Origin of the sequence: Opacimonas viscosa (genome assembly GCF_024199005.1) — a bacterium.
Taxonomy (GTDB): Bacteria; Pseudomonadota; Gammaproteobacteria; order Enterobacterales; family Alteromonadaceae; genus Opacimonas; species Opacimonas viscosa.
This window is the reverse complement of record NZ_JANATA010000001.1, coordinates 108,568-124,329: the sequence shown is the minus strand read 5'-3', so window position 1 is coordinate 124,329 and position 15,762 is coordinate 108,568. Positions and strand designations below refer to the sequence as shown.

The window sequence follows — 15,762 nt, the reverse complement described above, 5'->3', positions numbered from 1 at the left end:
AGCCTTGCCTATATAGTCATTTAAGCGACCGGAATAACGGATAAACCGTTCATCAATGGACGTAAGACTTCCGGCACAGTGACTGAACCATCTTCATTTTGATAATTTTCTAAAATCGCCACAAGTGTCCGCCCCACTGCCAAACCCGAACCATTTAATGTATGCACTAATTCAGGTTTTTTAGCATCTTTGCTGCGGTAACGAGCCTGCATTCTACGCGCCTGAAAATCTAACATATTAGAGCAAGATGAAATCTCTCTATACGTATCTTGTGCCGGTAACCACACTTCAAGGTCGTAAGTTTTACATGCACCAAATCCCATATCACCAGTACATAACAACATTTTACGATAAGGTAATTCTAACGCTTGTAAGATGTTTTCAGCATGCTGAGTCAGCTCCTCTAAAGCCGCAAATGATTCTTCTGGTTGGACAATTTGCACCAGCTCAACTTTATCGAATTGATGCTGACGTATTAATCCTTTCGTGTCTCGACCATAACTCCCTGCTTCACTGCGAAAACATGGTGTATGTGCAGTCATCTTCAACGGCAACTGAGCTTCTTCTAAAATACTATCTCGTACTATATTGGTTAAAGGAACCTCAGCAGTAGGGATCAAGGATAACCCCTGCCCCTCTTCTGTAGCAGGCTGGGTATGAAACAAGTCTTCGCCAAATTTGGGAAGCTGGCCTGTTCCATATAAACTTTCATGATTAACTAAATAGGGTACATATACTTCTTGATAACCGTGTTCAGTCGTATGCATACTCAGCATGAATTGAGCTAGTGCACGATGCATCTGTGCAACATAACCATGCATAACAACAAACCGTGAACCCGTTAGCTTTGTCGCAGTGGCAAAATCAAGGCCATTACTTAGACGTGATGCAACTTCCACGTGGTCTTGAGGCGCAAATGAGAAGGCTTTAGGCTCACCAAAACGAAAAATCTCTTGATTGTCATTTTCATCGACACCTACCGGAACAACATCATCTGGAATATTTGGAACACCAGCAGTAATCGAAGACAATTCATTAAGTAGCTCTGCAAGTTCTGCTTTCGCTGCATCTAATTTAGTGCCTAAATCACTGACTTCGGCTAACAATGGCGCAATATCCTCACCGGAAGCCTTGGCCTTGCCGATTGATTTAGAACGTACATTGCGCTCGTTTTGTAGATCTTGAGTTGCTGCTTGTAGCACTTTACGACGGGACTCTAGTGCGTTTAGTTTTGCAACATCTAATGTAAAACCACGTGAAGCCAAGCGTTCAGCGGTATCGGTTAAGTCATCACGAAAACGTTTCGGATCTAACATAAAAAATCTTATCCCTTAAAAAATGAAAATGCTAACCATGTACAAGCCGTGCATAATATAACGTTTGTACCAATATTCAAAATAGCTTTTGTCCATTCACCGATTTGGAGTAAAGCTACGGTATCAAATGAAAAAGTAGAGAATGTCGTAAGCGCTCCAAGTAAACCAATCACCAAAAACTGCCTAATAAACTCTGCGTGTTCCCCAGTATAATTTTCTAGATAACCCAAAATACTACCAATACATATTGCCCCTACAACATTCACAATAAGTACCCCGTATGGGAAATCTTTGCCAAAAAGGATAATGCTTTGTTGCACCAAAAAGTAACGTAGACACGCCCCTAATGCGCCACCTAAGCCAATAAAAAGATATATCATTTACTTATCTTGTCCTGTTTTGAGTCACTATTGAAACCCTACTTTGCATCGATTCGACCTCTGTCTGACCACGCGCAGTATCAATTTGCTATGCTTGCCGATCAGCTGAACCATCATCTGCATTGTGCTGATTCAGTTCATCTAGAAAACTGATTTTTTGCTTTAATTTTTTTTCTAAACCACGTTCACTTGGCATATAAAAATCAGGCGTTGGTAATTGTTCTGGTAAATATGTTTGGCCAGCACTTACTGCATGGGGCTCGTTATGTGAATAACGATAGCCCACACCATGGCCTTGTTTTTGGGCTATGGCAGTAGGTGCATTGCGTAGATGGTTAGGTACCGGAGCGTCACTGGTTTCTGTTGCTAACTTTTTAGCCTGTTTAAATGCCGCATACAGTGCATTACTTTTCGGCGCTAAAGCACAATACACACAAGCTTGGGCAATGGCGCGTTCGCCTTCTGCAGGACCTACCCGATGAAACGTATCCCAAGCATCTAGGCACAAAGATAATGCTTTTGGATCAGCTAAACCAATATCCTCAGAGGCAATTGCTAACAAGCGACGCATAATCGGTGTAACATCATTACTACTCACCAGAAAACGAGCAAACCAATACAAAGCGCCATCGACACTTGAGCCTCTGACCGATTTGTGGAAGGCAGACAAAACATCATAAAAATGATCACCTTGCTGGTCAAATTGTCCTACTTTTGCGCCTGCAGCCTGGACGATTTCTGAAATATTGATGCAAGACCCTTTGGCTAAACCCGCGGCTAGTTCCACAAAAAGCAATGCTTTTCGGGCATCTCCTCCCACCATTTTACATAATCCATGTAATGCTTCATCAGAGATACTAACTCCCTGAGCAAGCAGTTCAGGATCATGGCTCATAGCGTGTTCGACAATCTGTGCGATTTCGGCAGGTGCTAATGCGTTCAGAATATACACTCTGCATCTGGATAAAAGTGCGTTATTACAAGAAAAAGCTGGGTTTTCTGTTGTCGCACCAATAAAAGTGATAAGACCAGACTCTATATGAGGAAGAAACGCATCTTGTTGTGCTTTATTAAAACGGTGGACTTCATCGACAAAGACAATGGTTGGACTACTCATTTGTGCTCGTTCCATGGCATCCCTAATATCTTTAACACCACTAGTCACTGCCGATAAACGAATAAACTGTGCATTCGCTTCATGCGCAATAATCTCTGCCAGCGTCGTTTTACCCGTTCCAGGAGGCCCCCATAACAACATGGAGTGGATTTGTTGCTGAGCAATTGCTTGACCTAACGGTGCGTCATGAGCAGTTAGATGGGTTTGACCAAAGTAATGCGCCATACATTTTGGGCGCATCCTCGCTGCTAAAGGCGCGTGAGATGGCGGAATGGATGAAAATAAATCAGACATAATTAAGGTGTTTTAACCGCAGGTACCGCAACCACTCGCTGATCATCTATCGTGAAATATTCAGGGATAGTATAAGTAAAAGTATCCTCTGGTAAGACAATATTCATTTTCGCATCGGAAAACACAAAACGACTAACCTGTCCTTGAGCATCTACAAAAGACATCCCCATTAGCACGTTATTAGCGAAAGTTAGTGTTAATGTCTGAATCAATGCACCAGGGGCTTTTGCGCTTACTTCGAACAACATTTGCTCTTTTTGAACCTGCTGAACCACTGTGAAATTTCCCCACTGACTAGCGTCATCTGTTAGTAGTAACAACAATGGATTATGCTCAATCATTTTACTCAAATCATAAATAGAAACTTGTTCTAAAAATGGATCGATTAAGTACACCAAGCCATCTTTAGAGAGCAAACGTGTCTCGTCTGGCGTAGTGACTTGCCAATCCAGATAAGTAGGTTTAGCAATGGCCAACACCCCTGAAGCTTGTTGTAATAATTCCCCAGTCTCCGAACTAACATTTTGCACAAAAGCAGACTGAAACGTATTTAAATGTGTCAAACGTTGTTGTAATGCTTTACTGGCAGATATTTCTTGAGCACCTAAAGATAGGCTAAGGGTACTTAATATTATAAAAAAACTAGCTAAATATGTTTTTAACATCTTAATCTCTCGGCGCTGGAGGTGCTAACACCTCCCGATTTCCATTGTGACCTGGGGCTGATACAACGCCACTTTGTTCCATTTGCTCAACCAAACGAGCGGCTCGGTTGTAACCGATTCTAAATTTCCGCTGTACACTTGACACTGATGCTTTTCGTGTTTCAGTAACAAACGCAACCGCTTCATCGTAAAATACATCAAACTCTTGGTCTCCACCTTCTGGTTGTTCGCCAGGAAGTAAAATCTCAGTGGATGCTTCACCATTAAGTATCTCATCAATATACTCTGGTTCTCCACGCTTTTTCCAGTCGCCCACTACAGCATGAACTTCGTGGTCATCGACAAAAGCACCATGTACCCGAGTCGGTACTCCCGTACCTGGTGGTAGATATAACATATCGCCCATGCCGAGTAACGTTTCCGCTCCTTGTTGGTCAAGGATCGTGCGCGAATCAATTTTGCTCGAAACTTGGAATGCGATTCGGGTTGGGATATTGGCCTTGATCAGACCCGTAATGACGTCAACCGAAGGGCGTTGTGTCGCTAATACTAAATGAATACCAGCCGCACGTGCCTTTTGTGCAATACGGGCAATGAGTTCTTCTACTTTTTTGCCCACAATCATCATCATGTCAGCAAATTCATCCACGACCACGACTATAGCAGGTAACTTTGTTAAATCTGGTGCTTCGGTATCCATACTGTCACCATTTTGCCACAAGGGATCTTTGATGGGAGCACCATCCTCAATGGCTTTGAGTACCTTCGCATTAAACCCTTTAAGGTTTCTAACGCCTAACGCCGACATCAGACGATACCGACGCTCCATTTCACCAACACACCAGCGCAACGCATTGGCTGCTTCTTTCATATCCGTGACTACTTCTGCGAGTAAATGTGGGATCCCTTCATATACCGATAATTCAAGCATTTTAGGATCAATCATGATCATACGCACATCTTCAGGAGAAGACTTGTACAACAAACTCAAAATCATCACGTTTACACCAACTGATTTACCAGAACCCGTAGTACCGGCAACCAATACATGTGGCATTTTTGCTAAATCAACAATGACAGGTTTACCTGAAATATCAGCCCCTAGCACCATTGTTAAATCAGAAGATGACGACTGGAAAGCATCACACTCAATTACTTCACTCAAGCGAACCATTTCACGGTTTTTATTTGGTAATTCTAGACCAATCACTGATTTACCTGGAATAACCTCAACAACACGGACAGAAATCGCAGACATAGCACGGGCTAAATCTTTCGATAAAGTGGTAATCTTACTCACTTTTACCCCAGGGGCGAGATCAAGCTCAAAGCGAGTAATTACTGGACCAGGAAAGACGCCGACAACTTTCGCTTCTATATTAAAATCCGCCAATTTTTCTTCAACTAAGCGAGAAACACCGTCTAACTCTTCTTGGGTAATGGGGTTATTCACTTTGTCAGCACGATCCAATAGTGCAAACGAAGGCCTCTCCCCTTCTGGTTTTTCTGCATGAGGATCAATGACTTTAGTTTTGACGAGAGGTGAATTTACCATGGTTACCGTCGGTGATTGATGCGCAACAGGTGTGTCAATCACATTATCCAATGAGGGTTCCTGACGAATATCAGATGCAATATCGCCCAAAGTCATTTCGTCTAAATTCACCTCGGTATCTTGAGCAATGGTCGAAATATTGGGTACTTCTTCCTCAAGTGTATCATTGGCTGTGTATAATGTTTCTTGTTTGATATTGAAAGGACGGTCTTCAACAGACGGTTTTGCTGGCTTTAATGTGGCAATAGAAACTGCAAACTCTGCATCAGCCTGCGCTGCTTTTTCAGCTTTTAATTGGGCATGTTGTTCACGTCTGAGTGCCGCTTTTTGTTGATAATTTTGCCATAATTTTTTAGGGGCTATGTAGATAGATTCGATAGACCAAATAACACAAGCCCCCAAAGAATCTACGACGGTAATCCAAGAAATCCCACTTAATAAAGTAAAACCGGTTAAGAAAAAAGCTAACAGTAAGAGGGTTGTTCCAGTGAGATTAAAGTAAGGTAATAACGCTTGTGAGATGACATCTCCAAATAAACCACCTGCGGAAAAGTAATACATGTCATCAAAATTGATACTCGCCAAACCACTCAAACCAATAACAACAAATAATAAGCCAATGACACGCAAACCGATATTAAGAAAGTCTAATTGCAGGATATTTTTAACTTGTTGAAATGCAAACCAACCTAAAAAGGCAAAACCAAAGGGTAAGGTATAGGCTAAAAAACCAAACGTGAAAAAGCATAAATCTGCTAACTTTGCGCCAACAGGACCCATCCAGTTTTGAATAGAGGGTTGTAAACCGGTCTGGGACCAACCTGGGTCTGCTTGGTGAAACGACATTAGAGCAAGAAATAGAAACAGGGCTATGATGGTAAAGACAATCATAAATGTTTCATAAATGCGTTGGGTGCCAGACAAGTTAGTCATATGTATCCGTTATTTGTTACGGTTTCGTTTTTTTCAGTAGTTTATCATAGGTGTCGAGAAACTTAAGGTTTTGCCTGCGCTATTTTCAGATTTTGTGTATGTTTCACTTCTTCCATAACGACATAAGAACGCGATTCTCTGACACCAGGTAAACGCAGTAATGTATCACCAAGTAAATTGCGATAACTGGCCATATCAGCGACGCGAGTTTTTAACAAGAAATCAAAATTACCAGAAACTAAATGACATTCTTGAATATCGTCTTGTTGTTGCACCGCATCAGAAAAATCAGCAAAAATATCTGGAGAAGTCTTTTCTAGAGAAATCTCCACAAAAACCAACATCGCTGCCCCTAGTTTTACTGGGTCTAACTGTGCATTGTAACTTAATATATAGCCTTGTTGTTCCAGTCTTTTTACCCGTTCAAGGCAAGGGCTAGGACTTAAACCTACGTGTTTTGCTAGATCCACATTAGCAATACGCGCATCGCGTTGTAAAGTAATCAGAATATTCCGGTCAATATTATCGAGATGTTTCGGTGTTTTTATCAGCAAAATAATTATCCGTAAAGCCATCAATTTACCGTATTATATATCGAATAAAGCCTTAAATAAAAATTTAAAATTGTCATTTTAATATTAAAATAGCATTTTAAATTATTACTTGAGTAAGCTTATGTTAATCGGTGTACCAAAAGAAATTAAAAATCATGAATATCGAGTTGGCTTAACGCCTGCAGCCGCCCAAGAATATATCCAAAACGGTCATAGTGTTCTCATAGAATCACTCGCTGGTGACGGTATCGGTTTCTCGGATAATGACTATATTGCTGCAGGAGCGACTATTACAGCATCAGCAGCAGACGTTTTTGCTAATGCTGACATGATTATCAAGGTAAAAGAACCCCAACCCAATGAGTGTAAAATGTTGCGAGAAGGTCAAATTTTATATACCTACTTGCATCTAGCACCTGATCCTCAGCAAACTGAACTTTTGGTGGCTTCTAAAGCGACCTGTATTGCTTATGAGACCGTCACTGATAACAATGGTGCTTTGCCATTATTGGCACCTATGAGCGAAGTAGCAGGTCGCATGGCCATTCAAGCCGGTGCTCATTATTTAGAAAAAGCTCAAGGTGGTAATGGCACCTTACTTGGTGGAGTACCTGGCGTGGCCCCTGGCAATGTCGTAATCATTGGTGGTGGCGTTGTGGGTACGAATGCCGCAAAAATGGCGCTTGGCCTGGGCGCAGATGTCACCATTCTTGACCGCTCATTACCCCGTCTACGTGAACTAGATGATATATTTGGCGGTGCAGTACGTACCATATATTCCACAACTGAAGCGATTGATTCTTATTCAAGAACGGCAGATCTAGTGGTTGGCGCAGTATTAATCCCAGGAGCGGCGGCGCCTAAACTTTTGACTACCGAACATATCAAAAATATGAAAAAAGGCAGTGTGCTAGTTGATGTTGCAATTGACCAAGGTGGTTGTTTTGCCACCTCTAAAGCTACGACACACCAAGAGCCGGTGTATGTTATTGATGATGTGGTACATTATTGCGTCGCTAATATGCCAGGTGGTGTTGCCCGAACGTCTACGTTAGCGTTGAACAACGCGACTTTGCCATTTGGACTGCAAATCGCTAATAAAGGCTATAAGCAAGCACTATTGGATAACGAACATTTACTCAATGGGCTTAACGTCCATCAAGGTAAAGTGACTTACAAAGCGGTGGTAGATGCTTTAGGTGAAACTCTTAACTTGACATATGTTGATGCGAGAAGTGCATTAAATTTATAAGCAATAAGTACCTAGCTAAATATAAAAGCCCAGTGTGAAGTGAATACAGAACATTGGGCTTTTTTTATACCTTCGCTTAAGATAACTCAGATTGAAGCATTGATATCTTGCAGGGCAACAAGTGGATCTTTAGCCTGAGTAATCGGCCTTCCGATAACCATATATGATACGCCAGCTTGCATGGCTTGTGGTGGAGTCATAATGCGTATTTGATCACCAACCGCACTCCCCTCTGGTCTGATTCCTGGTGTCACCAAAAGAAAGTCATCGGCACAAACACTGCGTAAAAGTTTGGCTTCTTGTGCTGAACACACCACACCATCTAAACCAGACTGTTGGGTTAACAATGCTAACTTTTGGACTTGATCTAAGACTGATACATTCGGAGTTATCGCATGTAATTGCGTTTCATCCATCGAGGTTAATACCGTCACAGCAATCAATTTAGGTCGTTTGGCGCCGTTCGACTCTAACGCTTGCATAGCTTGTGACATCATTTTTGCACCACCGCTAGCATGTACATTCACCATCCACACACCTAAATCGGCAGCAGCCACACAAGCCTTTGCTACCGTATTGGGTATGTCGTGAAACTTTAAATCCAAAAATACATCAAAACCTTTGTCAACTAACGGTTTTACAGCTTGCGGACCAAAATGAGTAAACATTTCTTTGCCAATTTTTAACTTACACAAATCAGGAGATACCTGATCAACAAAATTATTCAAATCCGATAATTTTGCAAAATCACATGCTACAACTACTTTTGAATCAATCACTTTTATTCACCATCTAAACCTTTTATTGGTTTTACAACACTCCAGTGCTTACACGAAGGACATAACCAATAAATTTGTCTGCCAGAAAAGCCGCAATTAGTACAACGGTACTTGGGACGTTGCTTTATTTGTTCTTCTACTAAATTTTGTAATAAAGCAAGACTTGTTTGGATATCATCTGCAGGTGCGTCATCAGCCGTCACATACAAAGACAATAATGTTTTAAAGCCACGCATAGTGGGTGTTTTTTTAAGCTGCTCCAACAAGGTCTTAGCGGCTATATCAGAGTTTTCTTGTTTAGCTATAAGTTTGACTTTAGCCAAATAAGACGTCGCACAGACTTGCCAATGTGGCTCGATACTTTTAATCAACAAAGCATCATCTTGTAATTGTTCCGCAGCTTTTTCTAATAATGGTACAGCTTCGGAAAACCACGATAAATCTCGTTCTGGTACTTCATTTAACGCAACCATTGCTTCGCTAAACTTCCCTTGCTCAATATAAACACGACCTAACATTAGCCAAGGACGAACTGCATGAGAATCAACATCGACGGCTTTACGTAGATATGGATAAGCACTAGAGAAATCATTCGATTTTATAAATTTTTGCGCTTTTTCACAGTAAAAATGAGCCAATTGCATACCGACATGCAGCTGAGTGTTGTCAACCGCAAGCATTCTTTCAGCTAACTCAATAGATTTATCCCATTCTTTCGTCGTTTGGTATATTTCAAACAAATGGGTTTGAGCTGCAGAGCGATGTTTGTCGCTATCTAATAATTTTATGTAAGAATTTTCTGCACGTTCTAGAAAGCCTGCCATAAAGTAGTCTTTACCCAATTCGGACAACGCATTTTCTCTTTGGGTGCCTGATAATTCTTCACGACTGACCAGATTTTGGTGGATTCTAATCGCTCTATCCAACTCACCACGATGGCGAAAAAAATTGCCCATTGCGATATGTGTTTCTACTGTATCGTTATTCAACGATATCATTTTGATTAGGGTATCTACCGCTTTATCAGGTTGATCTGACAGTAAAAAATTTAACCCTTTATAATAGTGTTTAGAGAGGATACTGGATTGTTTACGTTGTGCATTACGCACGCTATTCCTGCCCATTATCCAGCCATACCAGACCGCAACAGGTAACAATAGGAATAATAGCTCTCGCATATATTAGTCTTCTTTTGCTAATTTTTTCACTTGGCTTTTTAAACTACTGACTTGCCATGTCAAACGTAACCAACTACTAAACATGGTGAACATACCGATTATCACACCCAAACCTAAACACACAGCCATTAAGGTGGATTCACGTATTTCTGATTGCGCAATCAAATAATTAACGGTTAGCAGCTCTTGGTTTCGTGAGCCAACAACAATGGCAATGATGAAAACAAGTAAAAGTAGTAAAAATGAGAATAAACCTTTCACAATATATCCTTATAAATGGAGGTTTTGGATTAGATATCGACTCGGTCACGTAACTCTTTGCCCGGTTTAAAATGAGGTACAAATTTCCCCTCAAGTTGGACAGACTCACCTGTTTTAGGATTTCTACCGACACGTGCATCACGGTAATGTAAAGAAAAACTACCGAAACCACGAATCTCAATACGCTCACCTTTCTGCAGTGTTTGCGCCATAAATTCAAGCATTTCTTTCACTGACAATTCAACGTCACGTGCTTGCATCTGGGTGAATTCACCAGATAATTTTTCAATTAGTTCAGATTTAGTCATAGCAACACTTCTTTGATAATTTGAATACTTAAAGAGTTACAGAAAAAAAGGTGTAACGCAAGTTAAGTTGCAGTTACACCTTTATTATTATAGTAAGAAATAAGTCTTAACTATTATTCGCCTTTAGCAGCTTTGAAAGCTTCCGCCATAGCGTTAGTTGAAGCAACTTCTTCAGTTTGATTAACTTTATCTAGTGCTTCTTTCTCTTCTGCTTGATCTTTCGCTTTAACAGAAAGGCTTACTGTACGGTTCTTACGATCCACACCAGTAAATTTAGCTTCGATAGAGTCACCAACGTTAACAACTTCTGATGCGTCTTCGATACGATCACGAGATAAATCAGCAACACGGATATAACCGTCAACTTCTTCAGCTAGATTTACCGTAACACCTTTCGCGTCAACTTCTGTAACAGTACCAGTAACAATAGCACCTTTAGAGAACTCTGCTAGGTATGAATTGAACGGGTCTTCTTCGATTTGCTTAACGCCTAAAGAAATACGCTCACGCTCTGGGTCGACTTGTAAGACAACAGCAGAGATTTCGTCACCTTTCTTGAATTCACGAACGGCTTCTTCGCCAGTCTTGTTCCAAGAAATATCAGATAAGTGAACTAAACCATCAATACCACCGTCTAAACCGATAAAGATACCAAAGTCAGTGATTGACTTGATCTTACCAGATACGCGATCATTCTTGTTGTAAGACTTAGCAAACTCTTCCCATGGGTTAGCAATACACTGCTTAAGACCTAGAGAGATACGACGGCGTTCTTCGTCAATTTCAAGTACCATAACTTCAACCACATCACCTAAGTTAACCACTTTAGATGGGTGGATGTTTTTGTTAGTCCAATCCATTTCAGAAACGTGTACAAGACCTTCAACACCATCTTCAATTTCAACAAAACAACCGTAATCAGTAAGGTTAGTAACCGCACCTGATAAACGATGGCCTTCTGGGAAACGTGCTGCAATTTCTTGCCATGGATCGTTACCCATTTGCTTCATACCAAGAGAAACACGAGACTTTTCTTTGTCGAATTTTAATACTTTAACATTGATTTCATCACCAACATTTACGATTTCACTTGGGTGCTTAACACGTTTCCAAGCCATATCAGTGATGTGTAAAAGACCATCTACGCCGCCTAAATCAACGAACGCACCATAATCTGTAAGGTTCTTAACGATACCTTTAACTTCATGGCCTTCTTCTAAGTTAGCAAGTAACTCGTCACGTTCTGCACTGCTTTCCGCTTCGATAACTGCACGACGAGAAACAACAACATTGTTGCGTTTTGCGTCTAACTTGATAACTTTAAATTCTAACTCTTTACCTTCAAGGTGAGTCGTTTCACGTACTGGACGTACATCGACTAATGAACCAGGTAAGAAAGCACGAACAGTGTTGATTTCAACTGTGAAACCACCTTTAACCTTACCATTGATAAGACCTTTGATAGTTGCTTTATCTTCATATGCTTTCTCAAGCTCAACCCATGCTTCATGGCGTTTTGCTTTTTCACGAGAAAGGATAGTCTCACCAAAACCGTCTTCAACTGCGTCTAGGGCTACGTCTACGAAATCACCAACGGCAACTTCTAACTCACCTTCTGCATTTTTAAACTGGTCTGCTGGGATAGCACTTTCAGATTTTAGGCCTGCATCTACTAAAACGATATCTTTTTCGATTGAAACGATTTCGCCACGTACGATGGCACCAGGACGGGTTTCTAACTGTTGTAAGCTTTCTTCAAAAAGCTGTGCAAAATTTTCTGACATATTAATATTCAAGTCTTTAAGTAATATCCACTAATCATCCAGGACTAGAGGGGTTATTGTTAATAGTTCATGCATCCTTGTATGAACGGTATTTTACTCAGCTTGGGCAATTCCCTTGCTAAGTATAAAATCTTTTGCTTTTTCAAACACTTGCTCAACATTCAATGTGCTTGAATCGAGCTGTAAAGCATCTTCTGCCGGTAACAAAGGAGCCGTCGCACGATTCATATCACGCTCGTCTCTTGCTTGTATATCGGTTAAAAGGCGCGCAATGGTAACATCATGCCCCTTTTCTTTCAACTGTGAGAAACGTCTTTCGGCACGAGCTTCAGCACTTGCAGTAAGAAATATTTTGGCTGTTGCATCTGGAAATACAACCGTACCCATATCACGGCCATCAGCAACCAAGCCTGGTGCTTGTACAAACGAACGTTGACGACGCAATAATGCTTCTCTAACACCAGGATATGCCGCAATTTGCGAGGCTTGAGCACCCACTTCTTCAGTTCTAATAACGTCAGTGACATCTTCACCTTCTAATATCACTAGCGTCTGGTTATCTTTAGTCGGAAAACTGACATCTAATATTGAAGCTAACGGCACAATGGATTCTTCATCTGCAAAATTAATATCATGATGCACACAAGCCACTGCTAATACGCGATAAATTGCGCCACTATCCAAAAAATGCCACTGCAAATAATCGGCTATTAAAGCACTTAATGTACCCTTTCCTGCACCGCTTGGACCATCAATAGTTACTACTGGAATTGATTGCATAGGGAATTCTTATTTTAATACGAAAAATTAAGGGGCATATTATACGCCCCTTCAAAACAAATAACAAAGTATGTTAATGAATTGTCATCATAACTTAATAAATGACATGACACACTTGCCAGTCTTATGATTGACTGATACTAGCCAAACGTGAAAAATAATCTGGAAAGGTTTTCGCAGTGCACTTGGGATCATTTATCGTCACTGCAGTATCAGATAAAGCAACGAGTGAGAAACACATTGCTACACGATGATCATCATACGTATCAATGGCAGCATGCTGAATTTTTGTAGGAGGTGTAATCTCAATGTAATCTTCACCTTCAACAACTGTCGCCCCCACTTTTCTCAACTCGGTAGCCATAGCATGTAAACGGTCAGTCTCTTTGACACGCCAGTTATAAATATTACGGATAGCAGTTGTCCCCGTAGCAAAAAGCGCGGTTGTCGCAATCGTCATTGCTGCATCGGGGATATGGTTCATATCCATATCTACAGCTTGTAAAGGCGCACCAGTGACAGTGATAGCATTAGGAGCATATTCGATGTTTGCTCCCATTTTCGCTAAAACATCAGCGAATTTAACATCACCTTGCACTGATGCACTACCCACACCGGTCACCGTAACAGTACCACCTTTGATAGCGCCTGCCGCCAAGAAATATGAAGCGGATGATGCATCACCTTCCACCATATATTCATCTACTGCGACATATGTTTGATTTCCTGTCACCATGAATTGCTGGTAGTTGTCGTGGCTCACTTGAACACCAAATTTAGCCATAATATCCAAAGTAATATCGATATAAGGTTTCGAGACTAATTCCCCTTTAATATGGATCACAGAGTCACTTTGCAATAACGGTGCAGCCATTAATAAGGCGGTTAAAAACTGTGAAGAAACAGAGCCATCCACAGTAATACTACCACCAAACAAACGCTTACCTTGAATATCCAAAGCCGGATAACCAGGTTCATCTAGATAGGTAATTAAAGCATCCACATCGACTAAAGCATCTACTAAATCACCGATAGGACGCTCCTTCATTCTTGGCTCACCAGTCAGTACAGTATGAATGGGACATGTTGCCAATACCGCACACAGTGGACGCATTGCCGTTCCAGCATTACCTAAAAAAAGAGGTTCATTTGGCTGGCTCGTAAATACCCCGCCATTACCAATTACTGTACATTGTGTTTTGTCATCAGATAACGAATATTCAACACCTAAATGGCGCAGTGCATTTAGCATATGTCGAATATCATCGCTGTCTAATAAATTGGTGAGTTTTGTTGTACCTTCGGCCAATGCAGCAAGCAGTAATGCACGGTTCGATAGACTCTTAGAGCCTGGGACATTAACAGTACCAGAGATTTGTGTAATCGGCTCTAATGTAAGTTGTTCCATATTCGTACTCATCGTTATCACTTAATCCTGTGCTGCAGCGAATTCACGCATAAATTTGACCAACGCTTCTACACCAGCTAATGGCATTGCATTGTATATACTGGCACGCATACCACCTACTGAGCGATGGCCTTTTAATGCATGTAGACCAGTTGCTTCAGCCTCCGCCAAAAATTGCGCATCCAATTCAGGGTTTGCTAATGTAAACGGCACGTTCATAATAGAACGAAATTCTGCAGCAACATTGTTGTGATAAAAATCAAGTTCATCAATGCATGAATAAAGCAGTTGCGCCTTTTCGAGGTTCTTTGCATGTATAGCAGAAACACCGCCTTGGGCTTTTAACCACTTAAATACCAAGCCCGCTAAATACCAAGAATAGGTTGGCGGAGTGTTATACATGGAGTCATGTTCAGCTGCTAAGGTAAAGTTAATAAATGAGGGGGTTTGCGCTTGAGCCTTTCCTAATAAGTCCTCACGAACAATCACCACAGCTAGACCTGACGGACCTATATTTTTTTGCGCACCCGCATAAATAACACCATAATCAGCAATATTAATTGGCGCAGACAAAATGTTTGACGACATATCTGCCACCAACTCAACATTGGGTAGTTTAGGTGGGGTGTGGAGTGCTACACCATCTACTGTTTCATTCGGGCAATAGTGCAAAAAAGCCGTATTTCCAAGAATATCTTCTGGTAAATCCCAATCAGCAATATCTGGAATGATGCGTTTATTATCGGCATTAACAGTATCTTTTGCGACAACATGGGTATGAGTATATTTTGCCGCTTCACTCACAGCACCTTTTGACCATGAGCCAGTTTGTAAATGCAAAGAATACTGTTCTGGAGACGCTATATTCAAGGGGACTGAAGCAAACTGTCCTCGACCGCCACCTTGTAAAAATAGTACCTTATAATTATCAGGAATCGCTAACAAGTCTCGTAAATCTTGTTCCGCAGCTGCTGCAACTTCGATAAAAGGTTTACTTCTATGGCTAATTTCCATGACTGACGAACCTGAATTTTGCCAGTTAATAAATTCCGCCTGAGCTTGTTGCATTACCTCAGCGGGTAACATCGCCGGACCGGCACAAAAATTATAATGTTGCACTGTTTTTCCTAATAATAAGTTAAATAAAAAAGCGATACATGCTAGCACAGCACATATCGCTTACAGATCTTACAAGCTT

The 15,762-nt window shown here is 41.1% G+C and carries 14 protein-coding genes and 1 pseudogene; 1 reads left to right on the top strand and 14 read right to left on the bottom strand.

Going from position 1 to position 15,762, the window contains the following annotated elements; translation table 11 throughout:
* Positions 1-20: 20 nt before the first annotated feature.
* From serS to lrp, 6 genes are all read right to left on the bottom strand, one after another.
* Complete coding sequence (gene serS / locus NLF92_RS00555; RefSeq protein ID WP_254097786.1) at positions 21-1,316, bottom strand: serine--tRNA ligase; 1,296 nt, start codon at positions 1,314-1,316, stop codon at positions 21-23.
* Between the two features lie 8 nt (positions 1,317-1,324).
* Complete coding sequence (crcB, locus tag NLF92_RS00550; RefSeq protein ID WP_254097784.1) at positions 1,325-1,696, bottom strand: fluoride efflux transporter CrcB; 372 nt, start codon at positions 1,694-1,696, stop codon at positions 1,325-1,327.
* An 88-nt stretch (positions 1,697-1,784) separates the two neighbouring features.
* Entirely contained in the window at positions 1,785-3,107 is a 1,323-nt protein-coding gene (locus tag NLF92_RS00545) for a replication-associated recombination protein A (protein WP_254097782.1), read from the bottom strand.
* A 2-nt stretch (positions 3,108-3,109) separates the two neighbouring features.
* Complete coding sequence (gene lolA, locus NLF92_RS00540) at positions 3,110-3,772, bottom strand: outer membrane lipoprotein periplasmic chaperone LolA (RefSeq protein WP_254097780.1); 663 nt, start codon at positions 3,770-3,772, stop codon at positions 3,110-3,112.
* A 1-nt stretch (position 3,773) separates the two neighbouring features.
* Positions 3,774-6,260, bottom strand: a complete 2,487-nt coding sequence (locus NLF92_RS00535) for a DNA translocase FtsK (protein ID WP_254097778.1) — start codon at positions 6,258-6,260, stop codon at positions 3,774-3,776.
* Between the two features lie 62 nt (positions 6,261-6,322).
* Positions 6,323-6,814, bottom strand: coding sequence for a leucine-responsive transcriptional regulator Lrp (lrp, locus tag NLF92_RS00530; RefSeq protein WP_284700332.1), 492 nt, complete (start codon positions 6,812-6,814; stop codon positions 6,323-6,325).
* A gap of 121 nt (positions 6,815-6,935) precedes the next feature.
* Here lrp and ald point away from each other — a divergent pair, with 121 nt between their 5' ends.
* Positions 6,936-8,066: an alanine dehydrogenase gene (gene ald, locus NLF92_RS00525; protein ID WP_254097774.1), complete on the top strand. Its 1,131-nt coding sequence runs from the start codon at positions 6,936-6,938 to the stop codon at positions 8,064-8,066.
* A gap of 86 nt (positions 8,067-8,152) precedes the next feature.
* Here ald and pyrF read toward each other — a convergent pair whose 3' ends face one another.
* The 8 genes and pseudogenes from pyrF to serC all read right to left on the bottom strand — a co-directional run bounded on the left by pyrF (position 8,153) and on the right by serC (position 15,683).
* On the bottom strand, positions 8,153-8,845 hold the full coding sequence (pyrF, locus tag NLF92_RS00520; protein ID WP_254097772.1) for an orotidine-5'-phosphate decarboxylase: 693 nt from the start codon (positions 8,843-8,845) through the stop codon (positions 8,153-8,155).
* Positions 8,846-8,847: 2 nt separating this feature from the next.
* Positions 8,848-10,023 carry a lipopolysaccharide assembly protein LapB gene (gene lapB / locus NLF92_RS00515; protein ID WP_254097770.1) on the bottom strand — a complete coding sequence of 392 codons (1,176 nt, stop codon included), beginning with the start codon at positions 10,021-10,023 and terminating at the stop codon, positions 8,848-8,850.
* A 3-nt stretch (positions 10,024-10,026) separates the two neighbouring features.
* A complete protein-coding gene (locus NLF92_RS00510) occupies positions 10,027-10,284 on the bottom strand; it encodes a LapA family protein (RefSeq protein ID WP_254097768.1) in 258 nt (85 codons plus the stop codon).
* Positions 10,285-10,313: 29 nt separating this feature from the next.
* A pseudogene (gene ihfB / locus NLF92_RS00505) lies at positions 10,314-10,607 on the bottom strand (integration host factor subunit beta); the annotation flags it as partial.
* Between the two features lie 98 nt (positions 10,608-10,705).
* Positions 10,706-12,376: a 30S ribosomal protein S1 gene (gene rpsA, locus NLF92_RS00500; protein ID WP_254097764.1), complete on the bottom strand. Its 1,671-nt coding sequence runs from the start codon at positions 12,374-12,376 to the stop codon at positions 10,706-10,708.
* A 93-nt stretch (positions 12,377-12,469) separates the two neighbouring features.
* Positions 12,470-13,156 carry a (d)CMP kinase gene (gene cmk / locus NLF92_RS00495; protein ID WP_254097762.1) on the bottom strand — a complete coding sequence of 229 codons (687 nt, stop codon included), beginning with the start codon at positions 13,154-13,156 and terminating at the stop codon, positions 12,470-12,472.
* A 124-nt stretch (positions 13,157-13,280) separates the two neighbouring features.
* Positions 13,281-14,564: a 3-phosphoshikimate 1-carboxyvinyltransferase gene (aroA, locus tag NLF92_RS00490; RefSeq protein ID WP_254098307.1), complete on the bottom strand. Its 1,284-nt coding sequence runs from the start codon at positions 14,562-14,564 to the stop codon at positions 13,281-13,283.
* A 21-nt stretch (positions 14,565-14,585) separates the two neighbouring features.
* Positions 14,586-15,683, bottom strand: coding sequence for a 3-phosphoserine/phosphohydroxythreonine transaminase (gene serC, locus NLF92_RS00485; protein ID WP_349293209.1), 1,098 nt, complete (start codon positions 15,681-15,683; stop codon positions 14,586-14,588).
* Between the last annotated feature and the right edge of the window lie 79 nt (positions 15,684-15,762).